The organism is Paenibacillus sp. NFR01 (assembly GCF_900111565.1).
Taxonomy (GTDB): Bacteria; Bacillota; Bacilli; order Paenibacillales; family Paenibacillaceae; genus Paenibacillus_AQ.
On sequence record NZ_FOIK01000001.1, the window covers coordinates 401,474 to 424,772 of the forward strand.

Here is a 23,299-nt window from a genome sequence, read left to right on the forward strand (position 1 = left end):
TTACGATTAAATAACGGGAGGTACAAGCATGACAACGACTAAAGCTACAGATTCGAGAATTCCGGTAACCGTATTAAGCGGCTATCTGGGCTCGGGGAAGACGACGCTGCTGAATCATATCCTGCACAACAAATCCGGGTTGAAGGTTGCCGTCATCGTCAACGATATGAGCGAAGTGAACGTGGATGCCAATCTGGTCAAATCGGGGAATGCCTTATCACGGACGGAAGAGAAGCTGGTGGAGATGTCGAACGGCTGCATTTGCTGCACGCTGCGCGACGACTTGCTGCGGGAGGTGAAGAAGCTGGCAGAGGAGGGGCGTTTTGATTACATATTGATCGAGAGTTCAGGAATCAGCGAACCTGTGCCGGTGGCGCAGACCTTTACCTATGCGGACCCCGAGCTGGATGTGGATCTGACCTCGCTGGCCCGTCTGGATACAATGGTTACGGTGGTGGATGCCAACCGCTTCTGGCATGATTACGCCTCCGGGGACAGCCTGATGGAACGCAAGCAAGCAGTGTCGGAGCAGGATGAGCGGGATATCGCCGACCTGCTGATCGACCAGATCGAAACCTGCGACGTGCTGCTCCTGAACAAATGCGATCTGGTGGACGAGCGGGCACTCGTGCAGCTGGAGGCGATGCTGCGGAAGCTGCAGCCGGCGGCCAAGATCATCCGGACCGTTAACAGCGTCGTCGACCCGGGCGAGATATTGAATACCGGCAGGTTCGACTTCGAGAAGACCAGCATGTCTTCAGGCTGGATTGCCGAGTTGGAAAAAGATGAACACACCCCGGAGACGGAAGAATACGGCATCGCCTCCTTCGTGTACCGCCGCAGAGTGCCGTTCCACCCCGGCCGGCTTGCGGAATTTATGAACGATTGGCCGGAGGAAGTCGTGCGAGCCAAAGGGCTGGTCTGGCTTGCAGCCCGCGGCGATATTGCCGCTTCGCTCAGTCAGGCGGGGCCATCGATCCAATTCGGCCCTGCGGGATATTGGCTCGCTTCTTATCCGGAAGCCGAGCAGCGTGAGGTACTGGAGAACGAGCCGGAGCTCCGGGCGCGGTGGGATGAGACCTGGGGCGACCGGATGACGGAGCTCGTGTTCATCGGCATGAATGTGAACCGGGCCGAGATCGAGTCGCGGCTGGCGGAATGCCTGCTTAGCGAAGAGGAAATGAAACAGGACTGGAGTACCTTTAATAACCCGCTGCCTTGGCCGGTGGAGGAATAGCAGATCGTTTTACGTTGACCCGCGCCTGGCGCGGGTTTTTCTGCAAAAATGGAGTAAGCGAAGGTTGCAAATTTATAAATTCCGATTGAATTATGGCCTATGATAACTTATCCAATAAATGTATTATGATCTTTGTAAGCGATTGCGCAAAGGTTGTAATTCTTAAATCAGAAAGGAAGCGTTAGCATGACTGCTGAGAAAAATGCCGGGATGATCATCGACAAGGCCTACCGTCTGGCCGAGGTCGACCCCCGTTTGTACAGCTCGTTCATCGAGCATTTGGGCCGCGCCGTATACGGCGGCATTTACGATCCTGGGCATCCGGAGGCGGATGAGGCCGGTTTTCGCCGCGATGTCGCTGGAATGATCCGCGAACTCGGGGTGCCGCTGATCCGCTATCCCGGCGGCAATTTTGTCTCCGGCTACAACTGGGAGGATGGCGTCGGCCCGGTGGCGGACCGTCCCCGCCGCCTGGATCTCGCCTGGCGAAGCATTGAGCCCAATTGGGTGGGCACGAACGAATTTATCGGATGGGCTAGGGGAGTAGGGGCGGATGTCATGATGGCGGTCAATCTGGGAACCCGCGGTGTTGACGCGGCCCGGCAGCTGCTGGAATATTGCAATCATCCGGGCGGGACGCAGTACAGCGATCTGCGCATAACGCATGGCTATAAGGAGCCGCATCGCATCAAGACCTGGTGCCTGGGCAATGAAATGGATGGCCCTTGGCAGATCGGGCAGAAGACGGCAGCGGAGTACGGCCGGCTGGCGAGCGAAACGGCCAAAGCCATGAGGCTGGTCGATCCGGAGATCGAGCTGGTCGCCTGCGGCAGCTCGTTCCGCGCCATGCCTACCTATGCCGAATGGGAAGCTACGGTGCTGGAGCATACGTACGAACAGGTGGATTATTTATCGCTGCATACGTATTACGGCAATCCCGATAACGATACGGCGAATTATCTGGCCCGGTCGCTGGACATGGACTTGTTTATTCGCGAAATCATCGCCGTCTGCGATTACATCAAAGCGAAAAAACGCAGCCGTAAAACGCTGCAGCTGTCCTTCGATGAATGGAACGTATGGTTTCATACGCTGGAGAGCGATAAGCAAGTTGCTCCCTGGCAGCTGGCGCCGGAACTGCTGGAGGACCGCTATACCTTCGAAGACGCGCTGATGGTCGGCAGCATGCTGATTACATTGTTAAATCATGCCGACCGGGTCCGAATTGCCTGCCTGGCGCAGCTCGTCAACGCCATCGCGCCGATTATGACCGAAACCGGCGGGTGCGCCTGGAAGCAGACGATCTATTATCCGTATCTGCATGCGTCCTTGTACGGCAGGGGGACGGTGCTTGTGCCGGTGCTGGATTGCGGCAAATACGACAGCAAGGACTATACGGATGTGCCCCTGTTGGATACTGCGGTTGTGTATAACGAAACGCAGGAGGCACTGACCATATTTGCGGTCAATAAAAGCTTGGAGGAAGCGACCGTACTGGAATGCGATGTCCGGGGCTTCGCCGGTTACCGGGTCGTGGAGCAAATCGTCATGACCAGCCCGGATCTCAAGGCGGTGAACACCGCCGATGTTCCCCATGCCGTCATTCCGCGGCGGGTCCAAGGTGCCGAAGTGGAGGACGGCCGGTTAACGGCGGTACTGCCGGCTTTGTCATGGAACGTCATCCGCTTGAGCAAAATGGCGGATGAACCGGATACACAAAAACGGCAGAACAGGTCGTGAACCTGGCTCTGCCGTTTCTTTTTCCAATCAGGACAAGCTTGAGCTAATAAGTGTTAAACCCGGTTCTGCTCAAAGGTCACGCTTTTTCCGAGTTCCACCCGTGCCACCTTCCATCCGGCATTCAGCCAGGATTTGGCCTGCGGGTGATTGGCCGTGTTGTTTTCCCACCATTGCTCCCGTTTGTAGGCCGTGGGCGGCAGCTCGAATCCGAGAATTTCTTCGATTTCAGCGTACGTAAGCGTGACCGTAATCTGGTTCAAATAATGTTCGATCGGAAAATATTTGCTGTACCCCATGGTTGGCCTCCTTGGCGGATTGGTGCCTGGTAACTCTCTTGATTATTGAAGCGAATCGCTAAATGCTTGTAGATAACCGCTGGTCGCAATGGACTGGCCATTAGAGATATTCTCGGATGCCTTATTCGTGAAGTTTTTATAATTGGAAATTGCAGAAGCATCCGGCTTTGCCGGTGCAACGGGTAAGCTTTCTTTCATCGACTTCAGATTCCCGATAGCGTCATCATAGTATTTGAATGCTAGGTCAATGGTTGGATCGAACTACGTTAACGCCGCTACATCTAGCCTGCCAATGAGGGCATTATAATTATCTATGGCGTTTGCCAAACTCTTATCGCTATTGCTATCGAATGTTACACTGGACATTTTGGAGATAAAATCCAGATCGAAGGCGGCCTTTGTCAAGAACAGTTCCTCGCCCAAGTCCTCCATATCTTTAAACATGTTTGCTTTCATAATACTCAAGACGGGAGGTAAATCATTAGTTGATGCTGTGTTAGCTTTTGTATTGAAGTTCACCGTTTTTTTCGACTGATTCCAGGTGTAGTTCAGGCCCAGCTGCCCCAGCATGCTGATCGGGATCATCGTCCGCCCGTTATAACTGATGGCCGGCACATCTTTGGGCTTTACGGCAACGCCATTGGAGGTGATGCGGATAATTTCATTCCCTTTATACGTTCCCCAAAGGTTTGCTGCGCTTACGGCTCCCGTAAGCATGAGGCTGACCGCCACGGTGACCGCGGCTACTTTCTTTTTCATTTCTGTAAAATTCCCCTTATAATGCACATCAGTTGCGCGTTTCTTCTGAATGATCCCCGTCCCAAGCCGCAAAGAGCTTTGTACTCATTATACCAGCCCCCGCGGTCCGCATCTTTCTTTCTTATAAGCTGCGATTCGTGGCCTTACGGACATGACAGGTGTTTTTTCAGCAAAAATACTGCATTTTGCGGAGCTAACGGACCTCAGCGCCGTTATTTCGGGTTTTAGAGTACTTTTTTAGCCTCGGCAAGCGGAATAACGGCGCTCATGTCCGTTAACGTTGCCATAAGGCCATTTTCAGCGAAATAGCGGCGCTCATGTCCGTTGCTGATCGGCAGATGGCGAAGAAGCGCGTCGCGCCACAGTGAACGAGCCTGAAGCCCTAATCCGGCCGCCGGGCAGTTTTTTTTGTTTATCTCCGTTTATTTCACGCAGCTGCTCGCAAGCCCCCCGTATTGCTACCGAAGCGTAAATGCCCGCGCAATTCCTCGGCCTGCGGCACCTCACAAACTCCGTTCCAGCAAAGCCCCGATCTGTTTGGCCATGATCTCCGGAGGATGCGGCATCCGGTTCAGTATCCACCACTCGATCACGCCGATGTACGCCGTTCCGGCAAATTGGAGCAAGACATCGTCGTATAGATGATTGTTTTTGCCGCTTTCGCGGTCGATCTCGCGCCGGAAGCCCTCGATGCAATAAGCGAGCAGCCGGGTACGGAAAAAGGACGGGCCGGCGCTTTTGCTGGACAGCATGGTGGAGAAAAAAAGGTAGTTTTTTTCGAAATATTCAAAATAGGGGATGAACGCATCCGTCCATTCTTCGTTGCATGCCCAAGTATCCATTTCGCCCAGTTCGGTGATTTGCGCTTCAATGAGCTTGTCGAGCAAATCGTATTTGTCCTGATAATGCAGATAGATCGTACTGCGGTTAAGGTCGGCCCGGTCGGCGATGTCCTGGATGGTGATGGCGTCGAACTCCTTTTCGCCCATCAGCTCAATGACCGCATTCTTGAGTGCTTCCTGCGTTTTCAGGATTCTCCGGTCTGTTTTTGCCAAAATAAACTCCTCCTATCCTCGAGATAATCCACAATATTGTTCCAAGTGTCTAGATCTCGACGGATCGCTTGTTATTATCCATTGAAATTAGGTGTCTCCTCCCTATAATAATAGATGAAAGTCGATTTAACAAATGTTGTTGTTTATTTCTGGGATCATTGAGGTGAAGCGGAGTGGATGATAACAACAAAGAGCATCGGATCGAAGACGCCAGCCTTCCGATAACGAATCGCTTCCCTTGCCGGTGAGCAAGAAAAATCTTCTGCTGGTGCTGATATTGACCGCAGGCGTATTCGGGATCATTAATACCGAAATGGGCGTAATCGGAATATTGCCCGCCCTGGCGGAACGTTACCAGAACTCTGTCTCGCAGGCAGGGCTTCTGGTCAGCGGCTTCGCGCTTGCCGTGGCTGTGGCGGGTCCGACGATGCCGCTTTTGTTTTCGGGAATGAACCGGAAAAAGGTTATGCTGCTCGTGCAAAGCGTGTTTTTGCTTGGGAACCTCGTGACGGTCATTACCGATGATTTTACGCTTTCCCTGGTTGCCCGCATCATCCCGGCATTATTTCATCCGATTTACTGTTCTATGGCTTTTTCGTTGGCTGCCGCGTCGGTCGGCAAGGAACAGGCGCCGAAGGCGGTTTCCCTGGTATTTGTCGGCGTTTCTGCAGGCATGGTCGTCGGCGTGCCCATCGCCAGCTTTTTGGCGGCCTCCGTCTCGGTTGAAGCGGCCTTGATCTTTTTCGCGATGATCCATGCGGTGGTACTGATTGCGACGATCCTCTTCGTGCCCTCCTTGCCTGTTCATGAAAGACTGGCGTATGGCACGCAAATTCGGGTGTTACGAAAATCGCTCACCTGGTTATCGATCGCTACGGTCATTTTTCTCAACGCATCCGTGTTCGGGGTGTACAGCTATCTCGCAGAGTATCTGGGTAAAGTTACGAATCTGCCGGCAAATGACATCGGTTTCGGCTTGATTCTCTTCGGTGTGGCGAACATTGCAGGAAATGTCATCGGCGGAAGGCTGCTGACCCGGAATGCCTGGAGAGCCATCAGGATGCTTCCGTACTCGCTGGGGGTCGTATATATCCTGTTGTTTACGTATGGGCAGTTCAGTGTTCCGATGCTGCTCCTTACCGCAGGCTGGGGCGTCATCGCGGGGATTGTCGGCAAATTTAACCAGTATTTGGTGATGTCTGCCGCTCCCGAGGCACCGGACTTTGCGAACGGGTTGTTTTTGACTGCCGCGAATATCGGAACAACGGCGGGGGCTGCCGTGGGCGGCGCCATCATCTCCGGGTGGGGCGTGTCCTACGTCGTATGGACAGGTATTCTGGCGCTGGCGCTCAGTGTCGTGACGCTTTCACTGCGCGATTCGGCGTCGTCAATCCCGAAACCACAGTAATGGTCAAAACAATCATTCCATTTGGAGGTACCACTATGCTTACTGTAAATGCACGCGCAACGTTTGGCCCGCAAGGACCGTTTAAGCTCGCTCAGATCGAGCGGAGAGAACTTCAGCCGCATGATGTGCTGATCGAGATCAAATACGCGGGGATCTGCCATTCCGATATTCATACCGCCCGCGGCGAATGGGGGCCTGTAAAGTATCCGCTTGTTCCCGGACATGAGATTGCCGGGATCGTGACGAAGATTGGTAGCGAAGTGACTAAATATGCTGTCGGCGACCGGGTAGGCGTCGGTTGTATGGTGGATTCGTGCGGAACGTGCGCAAATTGTCAACACGGGGAAGAACAATATTGCCTGAACGGCATGACGGGCACTTACGGGGATACCGATAAATACGGCCAATATACGCAGGGCGGATATTCCACGCACATTGTCGTAACGGAGGACTTCGTCGTCCGTATTCCGGACGGCATCGAACTGGATGCGGCGGCTCCACTGCTGTGTGCCGGGATTACTACGTATTCGCCGCTGCGCCACTGGAACGCCGGACCGGACAAGAAGATCGCTGTCGTCGGACTTGGCGGCCTCGGACATATGGCGGTGAAGTTTGCCCATGCGATGGGAGCGGAAGTCACGGTACTGTCCCAGTCGTTGAAGAAAAAAGCGGACGGCCTGGAGCTTGGCGCGGATCATTATTATGCCACAAGCGATCCGGAGACGTTCAAGCTGCTCGCCGGATCGTTTGATCTCATCATTAATACGGTGAGCGCGACGATCGACATCAATGCCTACCTGTCCCTGCTGTCCTTGGGCGGCACGCTGGTCAACGTCGGCGCTCCAGGGGAACCTCTGCCGGTTAACGTGATGTCCCTGATCGGACACCGGCGCTCGTTTGCCGGCTCGATGATCGGCGGAATCCGCGAAACGCAGGAGATGCTGGATTTCTGCGCCGAACACGGCATTGTTCCAGAAATCGAGGTCGTTCACGCCAATCAAATCGATGAAGCCTGGGAGCGCGTCCTTGCCTCCGATGTCCGTTATCGTTTCGTCATTGATATCAGCACGATGGAGAATGCATAAAGTATTGCGGTAACAGGAGGGAGCACACCAACAGGGTGTGCTTTTTTCGGGATGAACATAAGGAGGAAGAAGAATGGCTGATAAAGTTACGGCAGGACATGATCTTTTGGGCGACTTTGCCCCGAAATTCGCGGAACTCAACGATGACGTCCTGTTCGGCCAGGTCTGGAGCCGCGAAGCGGAGCTGAGCCCGCGCGACCGCAGTATGATTACGGTGTCTGCGCTGCTTTCGGGCGGCAACTTTGAACAATTGCCCGTCCATATGACGAAGGCCAAAGCGAACGGGGTGACGAAAGAGGAAATGGCCGAAGTCATCACGCATTTGGCGTTTTACTGCGGCTGGCCGAAGGCATGGTCCGCATTTAATCTGGCCAAGGAAATTTATAAAGATCAGGAGGGAGCGTGAGCTAATGATTATCATGAATAAGGAAGATACCGTTTTATTCGATATTGGGGAACCCAATCCGTTCTCGCAATTTTTTATCGGACAAAGTTATTTGAAAATGCTAACGCCGGCCCCGAACGCGGTCGGAAACGTCACGTTTGAACCGGGCTGCCGCAATCACTGGCATTCCCATGCCGGGGGTCAATTGCTGTTCGTTACGGCCGGCGAGGGTTATTATCAAGCCGAAGGCGAACCCGCCAAACGTCTGCAGGCGGGGGGTGTGGTCAACATTCCGGCCGGCGTGAAGCATTGGCATGGCGCCGCCGACGATTCCTGGTTCGTGCATTTGGCCGCCACGGGCGATCCAAGCAAACCGGAGACGGAATGGCTGGAGCCTGTAAGCGATGAACAATACGCTGAAGCGAACAAAGTTAAATTCTGAAAGTGGTGACCGCCTGCATCTGCCGCAGCGACCTCCATCCGTATCACAATATGTATCCGCATGCCCATGGTGGCATGTGTATCCCTGAAGGTGCTGATCAGACCTTAATTTGCGAACCATCAGACAGCCGGCCAATCGCCAAGCGGAAGCTACCCGTTTGGCGATTGAGCCGGCTGTTTGGCGTCCAGAGCCAGCTTTACTTAACGAAGAGTTAAGCCGGCAGAATCGTCAAGAAGCAGATGGCGCGGCGGTTTCTTGCGCCTGCGCTTTCTTGCGCTTTGGCAGCAGCAGCGCCGGAATCACAGCCAGGACGGCGAGGCCGATCGCCCACCAAAAGGCGCTGTCATACGCGCCGGCGATATCCGCTGCAGTTGCTGCCGCCGGACCGGATAGACGGTGCGCGACGACGGTGGCGAGCACCGCGGCCCCAAAGGCGCCGCCGATCTGCTGCAAAATTCGCGTAGCGGAGCTGGCATGAGGGATTTGTTCCCGGTCGAGGCCGCTATAGACGGAGGTCATGACCGGGATCGTCAAGCCGTTGAGGCCTGCGCCGCGGATCAGCAGCGCTGCACCGAGCAGCCACGCGGAGGTGTGTGTGCCGGCAAAAGCAAACGGCACCGTTCCGGCGATGGTAGCCGCAAGACCCAGCATAACGGGCAGCTTCTCGCCGATCCGGTCGGTTATGCTGCCGACCCAGCTCCGGGTCAGCAGCATGCCTACACCCTGCGGGATCAGCAGCAGCCCGGTGTACAAAACACTTTCGCCGCGCACCTGCTGATAGTATAGTGGTATCAGCAGCATGGCGCCCGATGAGGCGATTCCCGAGAGGAAGAATAGCCCGGCCGAAGCAGAGAAGCTGGACGAACGGAACAGCCGCAGGTCGATGGCGGGTTCCCGTTTGCTTCGCAGTGAATAGACGATAAAAGCGGCTATCAGGAAAAGGCCGAGGCCAAGGCAGCCAAGCACCTCGAAGCTGCCGAAGCCGTTTTTGCCGCTGATTCGCGACAAGCCGAAGATGAGCAGAATAAATGCGGGGGTCAAGAGCAGCAGTCCGGGAATGTCCAGCTTCTGCCGGCTGTTCGTCGGCGGATCGGCGGGCAGCGAGCGCTGAGCCATCAGGGTGGCAATGAGGCAAATCGGAATGTTGATGTAGAAAATCCAGTGCCAATCCAGGCGGTCGACGACGATCCCGCCGATCATAGGACCGAGAATGGGGCCGAGCAGCACCGGTATGCCGATGACCGACATCAGCCGGCCTAGATTGCGTCCGCCCGAGCTGCGGACAAGCAGGGTGGACATTGTCGGCATGAGCAGGCCGGCGCCGAGGCCTTGCAGCACCCGGAAGGCAATGAGGCTTTCGATGTTCCAGGCAAAGGCGCAGAGAACGGAGCCGATCAGAAACAGGACAAGGGAGAGCTGGTACACGGCTTTGCCGCCGAAACGGGCAATGGCCCAGCCCGACACGGGCACGGCAAGACCCATGGCAAGCGCGTAGCCGGTAACGAGCCATTGGACTGCGGAGACGGCACTGTGCATTTCATCGCCGATCATTTGCAGAGCAACGTTGACCATGGTCGAGTCGAGCAGTGGGGCCATCGCACCGATGACCAGAACGACGGCAATCTTCAGGATGGCCGGGTCCAGTGGTTCTTTCTTTGGTTTAGCGGCGGGAGTTGCGGATAATGACATGAGAATAACTCCTTTCAGAATCTGAATAAGAAACGAACCGTTTCTTAACTTCACCCAGTATACTCTCTTTATCCGAAAATGCAAGACCCGAATGATGATGAAAGGCGGGATAGCTATGAGTCAAAACGGCGATACGCCGGAACATGGCGGCGACACTCCCCGCAGGCGGCGGGGAAAAGCGCTGGAGGAGGCGATTCTTCAGGCCGCTTGGGCGGAATTAAATGAGACGGGATACAATAAGCTGACGATGGAAGGGGTAGCTGCCCGGGCGGAGACGAACAAGGCGGTGCTGTACCGTCGTTGGCCGAGCAAAGCCAAGCTGGTGGTGTCATCCATTAGCGCAAACGTAACCGGACCGACACTTGCGCCGCCGCGGACGGGGAGCCTGCGAAACGATATGCTGGCGCTGCTCAGCAGCATTGTCCAGCCGATGCAGGAGATAGGCGCGCAGACCCTTCATGGACTCTTGACCGATCTTTTTGACAGCGAGCTGATCGCGTCGATTCCGCAGATGATGAATTCCGGCGAGGATGACAAAATGACACTGACAATCCGCGAGATTCTGCGCGAGGCTGAGCAGCGCGGGGAGTTAAAGGTTAGTCTGAATGCCTTGAGCCCGCGGATTATCACACTGCCCATGCAGCTGCTGCGGATTGAAATCCTGATGACCCACGAACCGATGTCCGATGAGACGATTCTGGAGATCATCGACGAGATTTTTATGCCGCTGGTTGCCAAGGCGGCGGAATAAGCGGGTTGAAAGAGAAGGAGGGGAGTGGAACGATGAGCATTATGAAGATGACCGATTCCGAGGTGCCGGCGTTTCTGGATTTTTGCCGTAAGCACCGTGCAGATTTGGACGACTCGTTCCTGAGCGACGACGATTTGGCTGAATTTTCGCTGGATGAAACGAATCCCGCCTTTATTGCGCTGGATGATGAAGGCCAGATGATCGGGGCGGCCTCGCTGGTTCTGAACGATTACGCACGCCGGGGCCGGAAGGCGAGGCTGCGTATTTTGCACGCGGAGAATGGCGATCCCGCGCTGTATGGGCAGCTGTTAGAGCGGCTGCTGCCGCTAACCGGCGGGCTGGACAAGCTGAATATTTTTGTGCCGCTAAAGAATCGGCCGGTCATGCAACTGCTGGAACAAAGCGGATTTGCCGTCGAACGTTATTCTTACATTCTGGTACGGGACGTGGAAAAGGTTCCTGAATACATACTGCCGCCGGGCTACACACTGCGCCCGCTGCGGCCCGGCATGGACGAAGAAAGATGGTGCCATGTCCGGAATACAGGCTTTTCCCGACTCCAAGGCAGCGAGACGCCGGTCGATCCGGGCATGGTCCGCAGTTTGACCCAGGCCGCCGATTATCTCGAGGGCGGATTGCTTATGCTGTTTCACGGCGAGGAAGCCGTTGGCATCGTCCGCGGCTCAGCGGATGAGGCCGAGGGACGACAGGCTATGAGCATCGGTCCACTGGCACTGCTGCCGGAGCATCAGGGCAAAGGACTCGGAAGGATATTGTTAAAAGCAGCCGTCGCTTTTGCGCACCGGCTAGGCTACAGCCAGGTTATCCTGTGCGTAAATGCCGAAAATGACCGGGCCAAGGCGCTGTACCTCAGCGAAGGCTTCCGGGAAGCGGATGCGGCAGTATGCCTCGCGTACCGGTTAAATGAACAGGAGCGTTAAGTATGGAGAAACCCCGCGCCGGGCGCGGGGTTTGCTGGTTGCGTTTATCGATTATGGTCGTGGATTGTAGTTATTAATTATGGTTCTTAATGGTTATTGTCTATGGTTATTGTCTATGGTTATTACGATCGGAAACCATAACTCCATGTATGTAGTATCAGGGCAGCTCCGTCATTTCCTAATGATCCCCGAGCCTGTCTTCGATATGGTCAATCGCATGCGTTTGATGTGCCGGCTTGACTTCCTCTGCTTTATTAGGAGTTTGGTTTTTGTTGCAAATACAACAAAATCATTGTATGATTCCTAATCATACCCGATAGAGGAGCAGAGGAACAATGATGACAGAAATTCAGCGGATTGGTCCTGGGGAGCTTGGCATGCTGCAGCAGATCGGCATCGAGACCTTCACCGATACCTTCGCGCATCAAAATACGCCGGAGAACATGAAGGCTTATCTGGACAAGGCATTCGGCGCCGGACAGCTGGACAAGGAATTATCGGAGCCTTTTTCGGAATTTTATTTTATGTATGCAGAGGGGGAAATCGCCGGTTATTTAAAGCTGAACGCCGGTGAAGCCCAATCGGAGAGCATGGGCGAGGGGGCGCTTGAAATCGAGCGGATCTATGTCCGAACAAAGTTTCATAAGCGGGGTTTGGGCAAACTGCTGATTCAGGCAGCGGTCGAAATTGCCATGGAACGAGGGATGCGGTCGCTGTGGCTGGGCGTGTGGGAGAGAAACGGCAACGCTATCGCGTTTTACGAAAAAATGGGGTTTGTCCGCACCGGCACACACATTTTCATGATGGGAGACGAAGAGCAGACCGATCATTTGATGACCCGTTTGCTGAACGCCTGATCCGGCGGATATAAGCCTAGGTGAAAAAATAGCGGGAATTCGTCCCACTATTTCTCCAAGTTGGCCATAAAAAGCAAAATAGAGGGATTTTGTCCCTCTATTTTGTGCGAAAATGGCTAACTTCGGCCAGTAGGCCAATTTTAGTGGGATGATCTCCCTCTAAGTGCTTGAAAAACGGGTTTTGGACTGAAATAGTGGGGGGATATCCCACTAAATGTTCAGCTTGAGCAAGCGCATAGACTGGTTAGGCGACTTACAACCCAAATGAATCCATCAGCCTACTCCGCCCGGCAGCGGTGGCACGTTCACGTTCAGCGATTCGTCGCGGATGTCGCCGACGATCTCTTCCAGCAGATCCTCCATCGTGACAATGCCGGCCGTTGCTCCGGCATCGTCCGTGACGACGGCCATATGGACGCGGGTCTGCTGCATCCGCAGCAGCACATCGCGCAGATTTTCGCTTGCCTTGAAGCGCGGAATGTCGTGAATGAACGTCTGCCAGTCCGCGGTCCGCCCGGCAGCGATGCTGGTCAGCATTTCTTTCGTGTTGACGTAGCCGATAAATTTCACGCTGCCGTTCGTCTTGACGACGGGGTAGCGGGTGAAGTCATGTTTGCCAAGCACCTCAATCACATCGCTGACCGGCGCTCCCGTCTGTAAAGTGACTACTTGTTTCAGCGGCACGATGATTTCGCCCAGCTTCCATTCGTCAAAAGCGAAGATATTATTCAGGTAGACCCGCTCCGTCTGGTTGATCTCGCCGCTTTCATAGCTTTGGTCGACGATCCATTTCAGCTCTTCTTCGGAGTGTACGGTCTCATGGCCTGCGGGTTTTACGCCAAATAGGCGGAGCAGCAGCCGCGCCGAACCGTTCAGCGCCATAATAAACGGATACGTGATTTTTCCGAACCCATACAGCGGGGGTGCCAGCAGCAACGTCATACGCTCCGCCATCTGAATCGCCAGCGTCTTGGGGGCAAGCTCGCCGATGACGACATGCAGGAACGTAATGACCGACAACGCGATCAGGTACGACAGCAGCGTAGATACGGCGTCCGGCAACCCCAGGTCATGGAACAGCGGATGCAGAATCCGCTCCACGGTCGGTTCGCCGAGCGCGCCGAGCACCAGGGCGGTGATCGTAATGCCGAGCTGGCAGGCCGACAAATAGTAGTCCAGGTTGTGGGCGACTTTTTTGGCGATGACCGCTTTCTTGTTGCCTTCGCTGATCAATTGGTCGATTCGGGACATGCGAACCTTAAGAATGGCAAATTCAGCGCCGACAAAGAAGGCGGTAAGAATGATAAACACGGCTACCATGATTAAGTTAACGATTATGACTCCGTCCAAATTTCCCCCTCGGCAACCGAGGGATTCACCTCCAACGTAAGAATAATCTTTTTGATCTGCAGATGATCCGTTTCGGTAACAGTCCAGCGATGGCCGTCCTCCTGCAGCTCGTATCCGGGCTGAACAGAGGCACCGGCACGGAACAGGAGCCAGCCGCCGATCGTATCGATTTCTTCACTATTTTCAAAAGAAAGGTCAAATTGCTGTTCGAGTTCTTCCAGCAGCACGCGGCCGTGGATTTCATATTGCCGATCGTCGATTCGCTGAATCTCCAGCACCTCGTCGGCGTCGAATTCGTCGCGGATTTCTCCGACCAGTTCCTCCAGAATGTCCTCCAGCGTCAGGATCCCCGCGGTTCCGCCGTATTCGTCGACCACCAGCGCCATATGCATTTGCTCCTGCTGCATTTTCAGCATGGCTTCTTTGATCGGCGTCGATAGCGATACTGCAGGCAGGCTGCGGACGAACTCCTTCAAATGGCGTTCCCGGCCGGCAATGATATGGGGCAGCATCTTTTTCACGTTGACGACCCCGACTATGTTGTCCTTGTTGCCGTTCATGGCCACCGGATAGCGCGTATAGTTGTTAACGTCCAGCACCTGCACGATGTCCTCATAAGACATGTCATAGCCGAGCGCGATCATTTCCGTCCGGGGGACCATGATATCTTTGGCGACGCGTTCATCAAAGGTGAACACATTCTCCAAATATTCCAGCTTGGTTTCGTTCAGCTCGCCGCCTTCAACGCTTTGGGCCATGATGATCCGCAGTTCCTCTTCCGAATAATGCTCTTCATGCCCGGCGGGTTTGACCCCGAACAAACGCAGGATCACCCGCGATGTGCCGTTCAGCGCCACGATAAACGGATGCATGATTTTACCGAACCCATACAGCGGCGGCGCCAGCAGAAGCGTCAGCTTCTCCGCAAACTGGATGGCCAGCGTCTTCGGCGCCATCTCTCCGACAACGACATGCAAGAAGGTAACGAGAATAAAGGCGATGGCATACGAAGCGACCGAAGCGGTAGCGTCCGACAGATTGAGGAAATCAAACGCCGGCACCAGAATGCGTTCCACCGCCGGTTTGCCGATGGCACCGAGGCCGAGGGCGGTTACGGTAATCCCCAGCTGGCAGGCGGACAAATAGTAATCCAGATTGCCGACGACTTTTTTCGCGACCCATGCCTTCTTATTGCCTTCGTCGATCAGCTGCTCAATCCGCGACATCCGGATTTTAACGGCCGCAAATTCCACCGCCACGAAAAACGCCGTCATCGCAATCAAAACGGCAAGAATGAGTAAATTCGTTATCGTTATTAGGTCCAATCCTTTCCCTCGTCCGAGGGATTCACCTCCTGATGATATAAGCCCTATGCTCTGAGCAACCCGACCGGAAAGCGGATCAATTCAGGAGCACAACGGTTTTGCAGTATCGCCTTCCCATGATTGTTCTGCCTCCCCTCTAAATGTGTATGAAAAAGTATAACATAAATCTCAATAAACCATCCAGTTGCACGTTATGGTTTCATTAACCGGACGGACCGTTAGAGAAACAAAAAACCGCCTCTCGTGGAGAAGCGGCCGGAAGATAATTTATGTTGGGGAATACGCCGGCTTATTGGGCCAAAGCTTCCAAATCGGGCTGCAGTTTATTGCGCAGAATGTACAGCATGGCGGCACCCACCAGGAATGTAACGGCGTCCGCAATAACCAGCGACCATACAACCCCGTGAAAACCGTTCGTTTGGTTGGCGATATACAGCACCGGAATCAGCGTAAGCCCTTGAATGACGGACATCACAAATGCTGCGGTCCCTTGCGCCGTCGCCTGGAAAATCCCCGTAAAGAGCGAGGTCATGCCCGTAATGAACAAAGACAAGAACGTCACATGCAGAATGTAGCTCCCCATTTGAATCAGCTGCGGATCATTCGTGAACAAGCCGATCAGATGGTCGGAGATCAGATATACGACGATGCCGAACGCGACGGCCAGACCTACGATCGTTTTGATCGTGAACGAAATGGTATGCTTCATCCGCAGTTTATTGGCCGTAAAAGAGAAAGCAATCAGCGGCACGACGCCTTCGCACAGCCCCATCAGAATGAATTCGGGAAATTGCAGCAGGCGGGACGAAATTCCATAAGCGGCCACGGCCTGATCCCCGTATGCGATGAGAAAATGGTTAAAGATCAGCGACATGGCACCAAGAAAGATGCTCATAATAAAGACGGGCACGCCGATTTTGAACACATTGCTCAGAATCTCCTTGGTTGCTTTGAACCATTTAGGGGAGATCGTCAGGAATTGGCTCTTTTTGCCCATATAGAAAGCGAAGAATATGCTCGCAGCAATGTTGGAGACAACCGTTGCCGACGCTACGCCGATGACGCCCCAATGGAACACGAAGATGACCAGCGCATCAAGAATAATATTGACCACCACGCTGAGAATCATGCCGACCATCGACGTGATGGCCGCACCTTCGGAGCGCACGATATTTTCCAAGGTGAAAAATAAGACGACGAACGGCGAGCCGATCAGCATGATCGTGACATAATCTTTGGTAAATCCGAAGGATTCCGGCGTAGCGCCCAGACCGTCAACGATGGAATGGATCAGCGGGAGGCCGGCGGCCACCAGGATCAGACCGAGAATCAGGCTGCTGTAAAAAGCGAAGGAAGAGACATGTTTGACGTCCTCGTATCTTTTCTCGCCGAGCAGGCGGGAGATAAATGCGCCGCTGCCGATGCCGATCAGATTGCCTAGCGCCATAATCGCCGCAAATAACGGCAGGGTTAATGCCAGAGCGGTTAACATCGCCGTATTGTGGAGCGTGCCGAGGAAGTAGGCATTCAATATCGAATAAATCACGCTCATCGACGTGCCGAGCATCATCGGTACAGCGAAATGGGCTACGGCTTTTGCGACCGGCGCTTTCTCAAAATAATGGAGGTTTTGTGCATCCATTGGGGTCACCACTTTCTTTGATGGTTTTGTGATTGTCTAACGGTGTTAGGTTGAACCTTACAGTGTTAGATGATATCATGACTTCATAGAGATGTAAAGCATAAACTTACACTGTTAGATAAAAGGGCGGATATGATGAAAAAGCAGCAGCCTCAAATTTCGGAGGACAGGATTTTAGAGGCTTCATGGGAGCTTCTGGGAGAGGATGGCATCGAGAAGTTCAGCTTGCGGCGGCTGGCCGACCGGCTGGGGATTCAGGCCCCGTCGCTGTACTGGTATTTCAAGAGCAAACAGAAACTGTATCAGCGCCTGGCCAATCAAGTATCGAAAGTCATTTTGGATGAGTTCCAATCCGAAGGGGACTGGAAGGAGCAGCTCGGGGTACTTGCTGTAACGATGCGCGAGGTACTTCGCCGGTACCCCTGCTCCACGCAGCTGATGATGATGACGCTGCCGCATGAGCCGGATATCATCCGGTTCACGAACCGCATGCTGCTCTGCGTCGAATCGACGCCGCTGGAGCCGGAACAGAAGATGCAGGTGGCTACAACGCTCGTGAACTTCGTCTATTACTTCGTTATGGACGATTACCAGCATGAGCGCAATGTCACCGCCATTCTTCAAGAGAATGGAACCTTTATCCCCGGCGAAGAGATGAACCGCGTGCTGGATACGATGAGCGACACGGATGCGGGACTGTTCAAGCGGATGTTCACGAACAAGCTGTTCGAGCTGATGGGCACCGACAGTGCATTCGATTTCGGAGTGAAGGTGATTCTGCTGGGGATCGAACAGGTCATCGAGGAGCAGAAACAGAAGCAGAATCAGAAGGGCTGAATAGAGAAGCTGTCCTTTAGCCGTGGAACAAAAAAAGGGATATACGGAGGATAGTGGCGGCCTATCATTGAAATGAGTTATTTTGGATCTCTTAAAAGCCTTTCCCGCCAACAGTGTTTTCTGCCTGTGAGGGAAGGTTTTTTTTCTATACGAAAGCGATGAACGAGCGAATGCAAGAGTCCGGAAATTTATGGTTTGAGTACGAACGTGTGTGCTATAATGTGAAAAGATGGATAAGTGGGCAGTGCACATCATCGTGCATCGGACATACATATCGGGATCTACCCGAATCCCTAATGTGCACTGCGGGAATCTTGGAGAATTGCTTGCCCACAAGTGGAGGATACCTGCTGTTCATCAAAATAAGACGGTGAGAGGAGCTTCAACCATGAATTTGACCTATCCGGAATTTCGGCAAATCAGACAGTGGGTATACCGCAATGCGCGCCCGGTGGATTTTGCCCGGTGGCAGTTTCATTTCGAAGACGGCGGGCAGGAAGCAGTACTGAAGGGGCTGGCGGCGTTTCAGAATGAGGACGGAGGCTTCGGCCATGCGCTGGAAGCGGATTCTTGGAATCCGAACTCGGTGCCTATGCAGACCGCGAATGCGGTGGAGGTGCTGCATGAAATCGGGTTTAAAGACCGGAACCATCCGGTGATCGAAGGGATTTTGCGTTACCTGGACAGCGGCGCGGACATGGATGATGCGGATACCTGGAAGAATGTCGTGGAATCAAGCAACGACTATCCGCATGCCCCGTGGTGGCATTCCGATTCGCAAAGCACCTCCCGGAGTATTTATAATCCGACGGCCATTATGGCGGGATTTATTCTGGAAAACGCCGACCGGGAGAGCGCACTGTACTCGCACGGGCTTCAAATCGCCAAGAATCTTGCAGCGCTGTTCCTGCGGGAGCCGGATCTTATGATGCATCCACTGATTTGCGTGCTCACGATGATCAAGTCGATTGAGACAGCAGGCTTGCAGGACGAATTTGATTACGCTGCGCTGACTGAAACCGCAAACCGCCAGATTAAAGATTTGCTGGACCGGAGTGCGGGTGATTGGAGCGGGTACAGCACGCGCCCTTCCGCATTTATCCATTCTCCGCAAAGTCTCGGATACGAGCAAAATGCGGCTCTGGTGGACAAAGAACTGGATTATCTGTTGTCGCTCCGCAATGAGGAAGGCTTGTGGGACCCCAATTGGAGCTGGGGCGACTATGAACTGGAATTCGCGCTTAGCGCGAACTGGTGGAAGTCGCATATCGCCATCCGGAATCTGCTGCTGCTGCAGGCGTTCGGCCGGATCGAAGCTGAGCAGGCGTAGATAGAGGGAGCGCTATGACACAGATTCTGATATCTCCGGCAAAATATATCCAGGGCTCTGGAGAGCTCAATCGGCTCGGCGAGCATTGTGCCGGGCTGACAGACGGTGAAGTTTTCGCGGTCATTGATGCCTTTGTACTGGCGAACTATGGGGAGAAGATTGTTAGGAGTTTTGCCCAAAGCGGAATTCCGCTCCGCGTTCACGAATTTACCGGCGAGGTCACGATGGCCCGGATCGAATGGCTGGCGGCCATGCCTGAACTGCGGAAATCCGGCGTGGTGCTTGGCATCGGCGGCGGTAAAACGCTGGACGCCGCCAAAGCGCTCAGCCACCTTGCCGGATTGCCGGCAGTGATCGTGCCGACGGTCGCTTCGACCGATGCGCCGTGCAGCGCCTTGTCGGTGCTGTATATGGAAGACGGCCGGCTCGATCGTTATCTTGCGCTGCGCCGGTCTCCGGACATGGTGGTCGTCGACACCGCCGTCATTGCCAAAGCGCCGCCGCGTCTGCTTGCGGCAGGTATGGGCGACGCGCTGTCGACGTATTACGAAGCGCGGGCCTGCCACCGGTCCGGAGCGGTCACGAATGCCGGCGGTACCGGTTCCCTGGCCGCGCTGGCGCTGGCTGCGGCCTGCCGGGATACGCTGCTGGCGGATGGCGCCGCAGCGCTTGACGCGGTCCGGCAGGGCGAAGTTACGCCGGCGGTGGAACGGATCGTGGAGGCGAACATCTACCTCAGCGGCGTCGGGTTTGAGAGCGGCGGCCTCGCAGCCGCGCATGCCATCCATAACGGCATGACGGTGCTGGAGGAATGCCGTCCAATGCTTCACGGCGAGAAAGTGGCCTTCGCCACGCTCGCGCAGCTCATGCTGGAGCAGGCGCCGGAAGAAGAGATCGATGGCGCTGTACGCTTTTGCCGGAGCGTCGGGCTGCCGGTAACGCTTAAAGCGCTCGGCCTGGAAGACGCGGATGAAAGCAAGCTGCTTCGGGCTGCGGAAGCGGCATGTGCGGCGGGAGGTCCAATGGCGAACATGCCGTTTACGGTGTCGCCGCGTGATGTGGTTGACGCTTTGCTTGCAGCGGACCGCCGCGGCTCGCTTGTTAGTGAATCCGGCTGCTAATAATTACGCCGTGCGGCGGTACATATTTCCCCCTCGTGATTCAAACAATGAGTACAATGATTGGAGGACACGAAGGAGGGTTTAACGGATGAAAGAAAGAGGTACACCCGCCCTGCGCAAAATCTGCAGCGCCGCGGCTATAGTCGGACTGCTCGCTTCGGTGATCTTAACGCTGCCCCCGGCTGCACATGCCGAGGAAGGACGCAGCAAGGTCGCAATCATCGTCGATGATTTCGGCAACAACATGCGCGGAACGGACGAAATGCTGGCGCTGCCGATCAAAATCACGGTTGCCGTTATGCCTTTTCTGTCAACCACGGAAAAAGACGCGCTGCGGGCGCATGAACGGGGCTTTGATGTGCTGGTCCATCTCCCGATGGAACCGAAGCATGGCAAGCCGGAATGGCTGGGACCGGGAGCCGTGCTGACCAGTATGAGCGATGCGGAGGTCAAGGCCCGGGTGGAAGCGGCGCTCGACAACGTGCCGTTTGCCATTGGCATCAATAACCACATGGGCTCGAAAGTAACCGGAGACGAACGGGTGATGAATATCGTACTGTCGGTGTGCAAGGAGCGGGGACTGTTTTTCGTCGACAGCCACACGAATTACCGTTCCGTCGCCGGAAGGCTGGCCCGGGAGAAAGGCCTTCCGCCGGTAGAAAATCACATCTTCCTGGACGACATCCATTCTTCCGCGCATGTCCTGAAGCAAATGCGGCTCGTCCGTGAACGGGCCCAGGATCAAAGCTACTGCGTCACGATTGGCCATGTCGGCATTCAAGGCAAAGAAACCGCCGCGGGCATCCGCAGCGGTATCGCCGAAATGAAGGACAAGGTGGAGTTTGTCGGGATTTCCGATCTGATTCGCGCAGAATGGAAGTGGACTCCCGACCTCACACTTCCATAAGATAAGCGGCAATGCCCTCGGCGATCGCTTCGGCGATCGCCTCTTGACCTTTCGGGGTGCACAAACGTTCGCGGTCCTCCGGACTGCTGATAAATCCCGCCTCGACGATAACCGTCGTGGCGGTTATTTTGTTGAGCAGATAAAAGGGTTTGCCCGCCCGCGGGTCCGACTTCATTCCATACATCAGATTCAGCTGATTCTGGATCGATTTGGCCAGCATGAAGCTGCGGCCTTCCTCGCGGTACAATACAAGCGGGCCATGTTTTGCGGGATTCGGCGACCAATTCACATGTACGCTCACCACTACATTGGCGGGTAGCGTCTCGGCCAGTTCCTTGCGCTGAGCCAGGTCGCGGAGATGGCGGGAACGGCTGCGCAACCAGCCGTTTTCGTCGCTCGGCGCATAGTCGCCGATGCGGTTCAAGATCGCATCGAAGCCGTCGGCGCGCAGCAGCAGAAACAGGCGGCGGGAAATAGAAAGCGTGATGTCTTTCTCCAGGATTTCGCCATGCGATGTGCCGCCGTCGATCCCGCCATGTCCGGCATCGATCAGGATGATGCGCTGATCATGCCCGAGCATTTGCTGGCGGTCCGGCGACAGCTCTGCACCGGAGAGTTCCGCCTCTCCGAAGGGTTCGGCGGGCGGGGTCGCCATCGCTGTACCGCCTCCAGCGCTGCTGAGCGCTGTGATGATCGCCAGTGCAGCCGCTACACGGCGTGCTGGATTGCACAGTTTGTTCATTCGTTCAACCTCCTGACGCGGATAAATCTCCCTGGATGCATATTCACTGTTAGAATGTGCGTCCGCCGGCAAATCTATGCGAAACTCGGTTTTCCCGTTTAGACTGGACCCCTGCGGAGCACACTAGTAGCATAAAGCTCACATGAAAGGAAGGTGGCGAAAATGGCTTCGAGCGGTGACGATCTGCTGAAGTACATTACGGAAAAAGTCGTGGTCTACATGGAAGACCCCCGCGCCAGCCGCGAGCGGCGCAAAGCCGAAAAACAGCCTTGGGCAGAGAAATGGTTCGGGATGATGCCGATGGGATTCTCGATGTGGCGTAGGAAATGGAAGAGGTAGCGGCGGGCTCAGGAAGCTGGAGAGTGTTGGAGGAGTCGCCTTAGGCGGCTCTTTTTTTGTTTGAGCATCCCGCGAGCTGAAACCAACGTTACTGCTAACGGGCTTGGTCTTGCCGGGACGATGCCGCCACTATAAATCGGATGGTGTTGTAGCAGTTCAATATGTCGTTGCCCTTCAAGCACAATCAATCCTTTGATCTCACCCATACATTAAGCGGACCTACAGAAGTCCATCCCGATTGAAGTGCTGCTGTAAGACCATCACCTCGTTGGTATCCCACCATAGGTAACCCTGGAAAATCAAATGCGACTATTTGAAGTATGTCAGACCACACATTATTGCAGTTAACGCTTGAAAATACGTTGGATATCCCCACTGCATCTGCACCTAAGTTAGCTAAAAATCCGGCAACATCACCTATTTTCCTAGATAAATAAATTTTTACATCAGGGCGCCCTAAAAGTTCCGGTCTAATCACATTTTCGGATAAATGGAAGGATGCCCAATCTGCTAGATCTTTTTCTGTAGTGACATGGCACCATCCCCGTTTAACGGGCTCCAAATTAGCTACCGGTTCATGATAGATCCATTCGGCTGTAAATAACATTTCAAAATCCAACGGTGACATATCGAGACTAGCAAAACTATCTTTGATGGAAGATATATCATTATTACCAATGTTTTCAATTACCTCGTCAACAGTTGCACACCCGTTTGATGTAATCATGTCCGGGTAAAACGTCGGCGCTTTCGATGTTGTCTTCCAAATATGCTTTTTTAAAGTTGAAGAAATACCATGCGTCTCGCATACCATTGCGCACCAAACTATATTGTTTAATACGGCTGTAACAACCTTTTCACTCATGATTGACTCCCTCATCCCTTCAGAAACTCGACATTATTATTCCTAATATAATTCATTCCTGTACTTCCGTCATTTGGTGATTAGTCTGCAATGACGTTAAACTCCCGTTAGTATAATGAAATTCGGCACAGGGCCGCGAAAAGCGAGAAGTAACGGCAAAAATGCCGTTGTTTGCGGGGAGGGAGCGGATGCGGCA

General features: G+C 54.3%; 23 protein-coding genes. 14 read left to right on the top strand and 9 right to left on the bottom strand.

Annotation, left to right across the window (positions count from 1 at the left end; translation table 11 throughout):
• Nucleotides 1–28: 28 nt before the first annotated feature.
• Together BMW84_RS01835 and BMW84_RS01840 are read left to right on the top strand one after the other, a co-directional pair.
• Nucleotides 29–1,237, top strand: a complete 1,209-nt coding sequence (locus BMW84_RS01835) for a GTP-binding protein (RefSeq protein ID WP_091063819.1) — start codon at nt 29–31, stop codon at nt 1,235–1,237.
• 186 nt (nt 1,238–1,423) lie between these two features.
• Entirely contained in the window at nt 1,424–2,977 is a 1,554-nt protein-coding gene (locus BMW84_RS01840; protein ID WP_091063821.1) for an arabinosylfuranosidase ArfA, read from the top strand.
• Between the two features lie 53 nt (nt 2,978–3,030).
• Here the strand turns inward: BMW84_RS01840 and BMW84_RS01845 are convergent, their stop codons facing one another.
• The 3 genes from BMW84_RS01845 to BMW84_RS01855 all read right to left on the bottom strand — a co-directional run bounded on the left by BMW84_RS01845 (nt 3,031) and on the right by BMW84_RS01855 (nt 5,087).
• Nucleotides 3,031–3,273 (bottom strand): DUF7662 domain-containing protein, encoded by a 243-nt coding sequence (locus BMW84_RS01845; RefSeq protein ID WP_091063823.1) that lies wholly within the window; start codon nt 3,271–3,273, stop codon nt 3,031–3,033.
• Between the two features lie 261 nt (nt 3,274–3,534).
• The gene (locus tag BMW84_RS01850) at nt 3,535–4,032 is read right to left on the bottom strand and encodes a stalk domain-containing protein (RefSeq protein WP_091063825.1); all 498 of its coding nucleotides are present in this window, start codon (nt 4,030–4,032) and stop codon (nt 3,535–3,537) included.
• Between the two features lie 503 nt (nt 4,033–4,535).
• On the bottom strand, nt 4,536–5,087 hold the full coding sequence (locus BMW84_RS01855) for a TetR/AcrR family transcriptional regulator (protein ID WP_091063827.1): 552 nt from the start codon (nt 5,085–5,087) through the stop codon (nt 4,536–4,538).
• Nucleotides 5,088–5,331: 244 nt separating this feature from the next.
• Between BMW84_RS01855 and BMW84_RS01860 the strand changes: the two genes are divergently transcribed.
• The 4 genes from BMW84_RS01860 to BMW84_RS01875 all read left to right on the top strand — a co-directional run bounded on the left by BMW84_RS01860 (nt 5,332) and on the right by BMW84_RS01875 (nt 8,407).
• Nucleotides 5,332–6,495: an MFS transporter gene (locus BMW84_RS01860; protein ID WP_091067926.1), complete on the top strand. Its 1,164-nt coding sequence runs from the start codon at nt 5,332–5,334 to the stop codon at nt 6,493–6,495.
• A gap of 35 nt (nt 6,496–6,530) precedes the next feature.
• Nucleotides 6,531–7,580, top strand: a complete 1,050-nt coding sequence (locus tag BMW84_RS01865; protein WP_091063830.1) for an NAD(P)-dependent alcohol dehydrogenase — start codon at nt 6,531–6,533, stop codon at nt 7,578–7,580.
• Between the two features lie 73 nt (nt 7,581–7,653).
• Nucleotides 7,654–7,986, top strand: coding sequence for a carboxymuconolactone decarboxylase family protein (locus BMW84_RS01870; protein ID WP_091063832.1), 333 nt, complete (start codon nt 7,654–7,656; stop codon nt 7,984–7,986).
• Nucleotides 7,987–7,996: 10 nt separating this feature from the next.
• Nucleotides 7,997–8,407: a cupin domain-containing protein gene (locus BMW84_RS01875; RefSeq protein ID WP_254772927.1), complete on the top strand. Its 411-nt coding sequence runs from the start codon at nt 7,997–7,999 to the stop codon at nt 8,405–8,407.
• A gap of 228 nt (nt 8,408–8,635) precedes the next feature.
• On the opposite strand, the gene BMW84_RS01880 is transcribed toward BMW84_RS01875, so the two are convergent.
• A complete protein-coding gene (locus BMW84_RS01880; RefSeq protein WP_091063835.1) occupies nt 8,636–10,096 on the bottom strand; it encodes an MDR family MFS transporter in 1,461 nt (486 codons plus the stop codon).
• 115 nt (nt 10,097–10,211) lie between these two features.
• On the opposite strand from BMW84_RS01880, the gene BMW84_RS01885 reads away from it, so the two are divergent.
• The 3 genes from BMW84_RS01885 (at nt 10,212) to BMW84_RS01895 (ending at nt 12,645) form a co-directional block, all read left to right on the top strand.
• Nucleotides 10,212–10,847 carry a TetR/AcrR family transcriptional regulator gene (locus BMW84_RS01885; protein WP_091063836.1) on the top strand — a complete coding sequence of 212 codons (636 nt, stop codon included), beginning with the start codon at nt 10,212–10,214 and terminating at the stop codon, nt 10,845–10,847.
• Between the two features lie 32 nt (nt 10,848–10,879).
• Nucleotides 10,880–11,788, top strand: coding sequence for a GNAT family N-acetyltransferase (locus tag BMW84_RS01890; RefSeq protein WP_091063839.1), 909 nt, complete (start codon nt 10,880–10,882; stop codon nt 11,786–11,788).
• A 335-nt stretch (nt 11,789–12,123) separates the two neighbouring features.
• Nucleotides 12,124–12,645: a spermidine/spermine N(1)-acetyltransferase gene (locus BMW84_RS01895; protein ID WP_091063840.1), complete on the top strand. Its 522-nt coding sequence runs from the start codon at nt 12,124–12,126 to the stop codon at nt 12,643–12,645.
• Between the two features lie 273 nt (nt 12,646–12,918).
• On the opposite strand, the gene BMW84_RS01900 is transcribed toward BMW84_RS01895, so the two are convergent.
• The 3 genes from BMW84_RS01900 to BMW84_RS01910 all read right to left on the bottom strand — a co-directional run bounded on the left by BMW84_RS01900 (nt 12,919) and on the right by BMW84_RS01910 (nt 16,962).
• The gene (locus BMW84_RS01900; protein ID WP_091063843.1) at nt 12,919–13,995 is read right to left on the bottom strand and encodes a hemolysin family protein; all 1,077 of its coding nucleotides are present in this window, start codon (nt 13,993–13,995) and stop codon (nt 12,919–12,921) included.
• On the bottom strand, nt 13,980–15,320 hold the full coding sequence (locus BMW84_RS01905) for a hemolysin family protein (protein ID WP_091063845.1): 1,341 nt from the start codon (nt 15,318–15,320) through the stop codon (nt 13,980–13,982). Before BMW84_RS01905 ends, BMW84_RS01900 begins: the two co-directional genes overlap by 16 nt.
• A gap of 289 nt (nt 15,321–15,609) precedes the next feature.
• Entirely contained in the window at nt 15,610–16,962 is a 1,353-nt protein-coding gene (locus tag BMW84_RS01910) for an MATE family efflux transporter (protein ID WP_091063847.1), read from the bottom strand.
• A 135-nt stretch (nt 16,963–17,097) separates the two neighbouring features.
• Between BMW84_RS01910 and BMW84_RS01915 the strand changes: the two genes are divergently transcribed.
• The 4 genes from BMW84_RS01915 to BMW84_RS01930 all read left to right on the top strand — a co-directional run bounded on the left by BMW84_RS01915 (nt 17,098) and on the right by BMW84_RS01930 (nt 21,157).
• Nucleotides 17,098–17,799, top strand: a complete 702-nt coding sequence (locus BMW84_RS01915; protein ID WP_091067931.1) for a TetR/AcrR family transcriptional regulator — start codon at nt 17,098–17,100, stop codon at nt 17,797–17,799.
• A gap of 388 nt (nt 17,800–18,187) precedes the next feature.
• Nucleotides 18,188–19,129: a hypothetical protein gene (locus BMW84_RS01920; RefSeq protein WP_091063850.1), complete on the top strand. Its 942-nt coding sequence runs from the start codon at nt 18,188–18,190 to the stop codon at nt 19,127–19,129.
• Nucleotides 19,130–19,143: 14 nt separating this feature from the next.
• Nucleotides 19,144–20,250: a glycerol dehydrogenase gene (locus tag BMW84_RS01925; protein ID WP_091063852.1), complete on the top strand. Its 1,107-nt coding sequence runs from the start codon at nt 19,144–19,146 to the stop codon at nt 20,248–20,250.
• Between the two features lie 88 nt (nt 20,251–20,338).
• On the top strand, nt 20,339–21,157 hold the full coding sequence (locus tag BMW84_RS01930) for a divergent polysaccharide deacetylase family protein (protein ID WP_091063855.1): 819 nt from the start codon (nt 20,339–20,341) through the stop codon (nt 21,155–21,157).
• Here BMW84_RS01930 and BMW84_RS01935 read toward each other — a convergent pair.
• Nucleotides 21,144–21,899: an N-acetylmuramoyl-L-alanine amidase gene (locus tag BMW84_RS01935; protein ID WP_254772831.1), complete on the bottom strand. Its 756-nt coding sequence runs from the start codon at nt 21,897–21,899 to the stop codon at nt 21,144–21,146. The genes BMW84_RS01930 and BMW84_RS01935 overlap by 14 nt on opposite strands.
• Nucleotides 21,900–22,061: 162 nt before the next feature.
• Between BMW84_RS01935 and BMW84_RS01940 the strand changes: the two genes are divergently transcribed.
• The gene (locus tag BMW84_RS01940; protein ID WP_091063858.1) at nt 22,062–22,238 is read left to right on the top strand and encodes a YqzE family protein; all 177 of its coding nucleotides are present in this window, start codon (nt 22,062–22,064) and stop codon (nt 22,236–22,238) included.
• Nucleotides 22,239–22,422: 184 nt separating this feature from the next.
• Here BMW84_RS01940 and BMW84_RS24415 read toward each other — a convergent pair whose 3' ends face one another.
• Complete coding sequence (locus tag BMW84_RS24415) at nt 22,423–23,103, bottom strand: hypothetical protein (RefSeq protein ID WP_139209576.1); 681 nt, start codon at nt 23,101–23,103, stop codon at nt 22,423–22,425.
• Between the last annotated feature and the right edge of the window lie 196 nt (nt 23,104–23,299).

Coding starts and splice junctions, on each gene's coding strand:
- BMW84_RS01835 (WP_091063819.1), top strand. CDS start 29: ATGACAACGACTAAAGCTACAGATTCGAGAATTCCGGTAACCGTATTA.
- BMW84_RS01840 (WP_091063821.1), top strand. CDS start 1,424: ATGACTGCTGAGAAAAATGCCGGGATGATCATCGACAAGGCCTACCGT.
- BMW84_RS01845 (WP_091063823.1), bottom strand. CDS start 3,273: ATGGGGTACAGCAAATATTTTCCGATCGAACATTATTTGAACCAGATT.
- BMW84_RS01850 (WP_091063825.1), bottom strand. CDS start 4,032: ATGAAAAAGAAAGTAGCCGCGGTCACCGTGGCGGTCAGCCTCATGCTT.
- BMW84_RS01865 (WP_091063830.1), top strand. CDS start 6,531: ATGCTTACTGTAAATGCACGCGCAACGTTTGGCCCGCAAGGACCGTTT.
- BMW84_RS01870 (WP_091063832.1), top strand. CDS start 7,654: ATGGCTGATAAAGTTACGGCAGGACATGATCTTTTGGGCGACTTTGCC.
- BMW84_RS01880 (WP_091063835.1), bottom strand. CDS start 10,096: ATGTCATTATCCGCAACTCCCGCCGCTAAACCAAAGAAAGAACCACTG.
- BMW84_RS01885 (WP_091063836.1), top strand. CDS start 10,212: ATGAGTCAAAACGGCGATACGCCGGAACATGGCGGCGACACTCCCCGC.
- BMW84_RS01890 (WP_091063839.1), top strand. CDS start 10,880: ATGAGCATTATGAAGATGACCGATTCCGAGGTGCCGGCGTTTCTGGAT.
- BMW84_RS01895 (WP_091063840.1), top strand. CDS start 12,124: ATGATGACAGAAATTCAGCGGATTGGTCCTGGGGAGCTTGGCATGCTG.
- BMW84_RS01910 (WP_091063847.1), bottom strand. CDS start 16,962: ATGGATGCACAAAACCTCCATTATTTTGAGAAAGCGCCGGTCGCAAAA.
- BMW84_RS01915 (WP_091067931.1), top strand. CDS start 17,098: ATGAAAAAGCAGCAGCCTCAAATTTCGGAGGACAGGATTTTAGAGGCT.
- BMW84_RS01920 (WP_091063850.1), top strand. CDS start 18,188: ATGAATTTGACCTATCCGGAATTTCGGCAAATCAGACAGTGGGTATAC.
- BMW84_RS01925 (WP_091063852.1), top strand. CDS start 19,144: ATGACACAGATTCTGATATCTCCGGCAAAATATATCCAGGGCTCTGGA.
- BMW84_RS01930 (WP_091063855.1), top strand. CDS start 20,339: ATGAAAGAAAGAGGTACACCCGCCCTGCGCAAAATCTGCAGCGCCGCG.
- BMW84_RS01935 (WP_254772831.1), bottom strand. CDS start 21,899: ATGAACAAACTGTGCAATCCAGCACGCCGTGTAGCGGCTGCACTGGCG.
- BMW84_RS01940 (WP_091063858.1), top strand. CDS start 22,062: ATGGCTTCGAGCGGTGACGATCTGCTGAAGTACATTACGGAAAAAGTC.
- BMW84_RS24415 (WP_139209576.1), bottom strand. CDS start 23,103: ATGAGTGAAAAGGTTGTTACAGCCGTATTAAACAATATAGTTTGGTGC.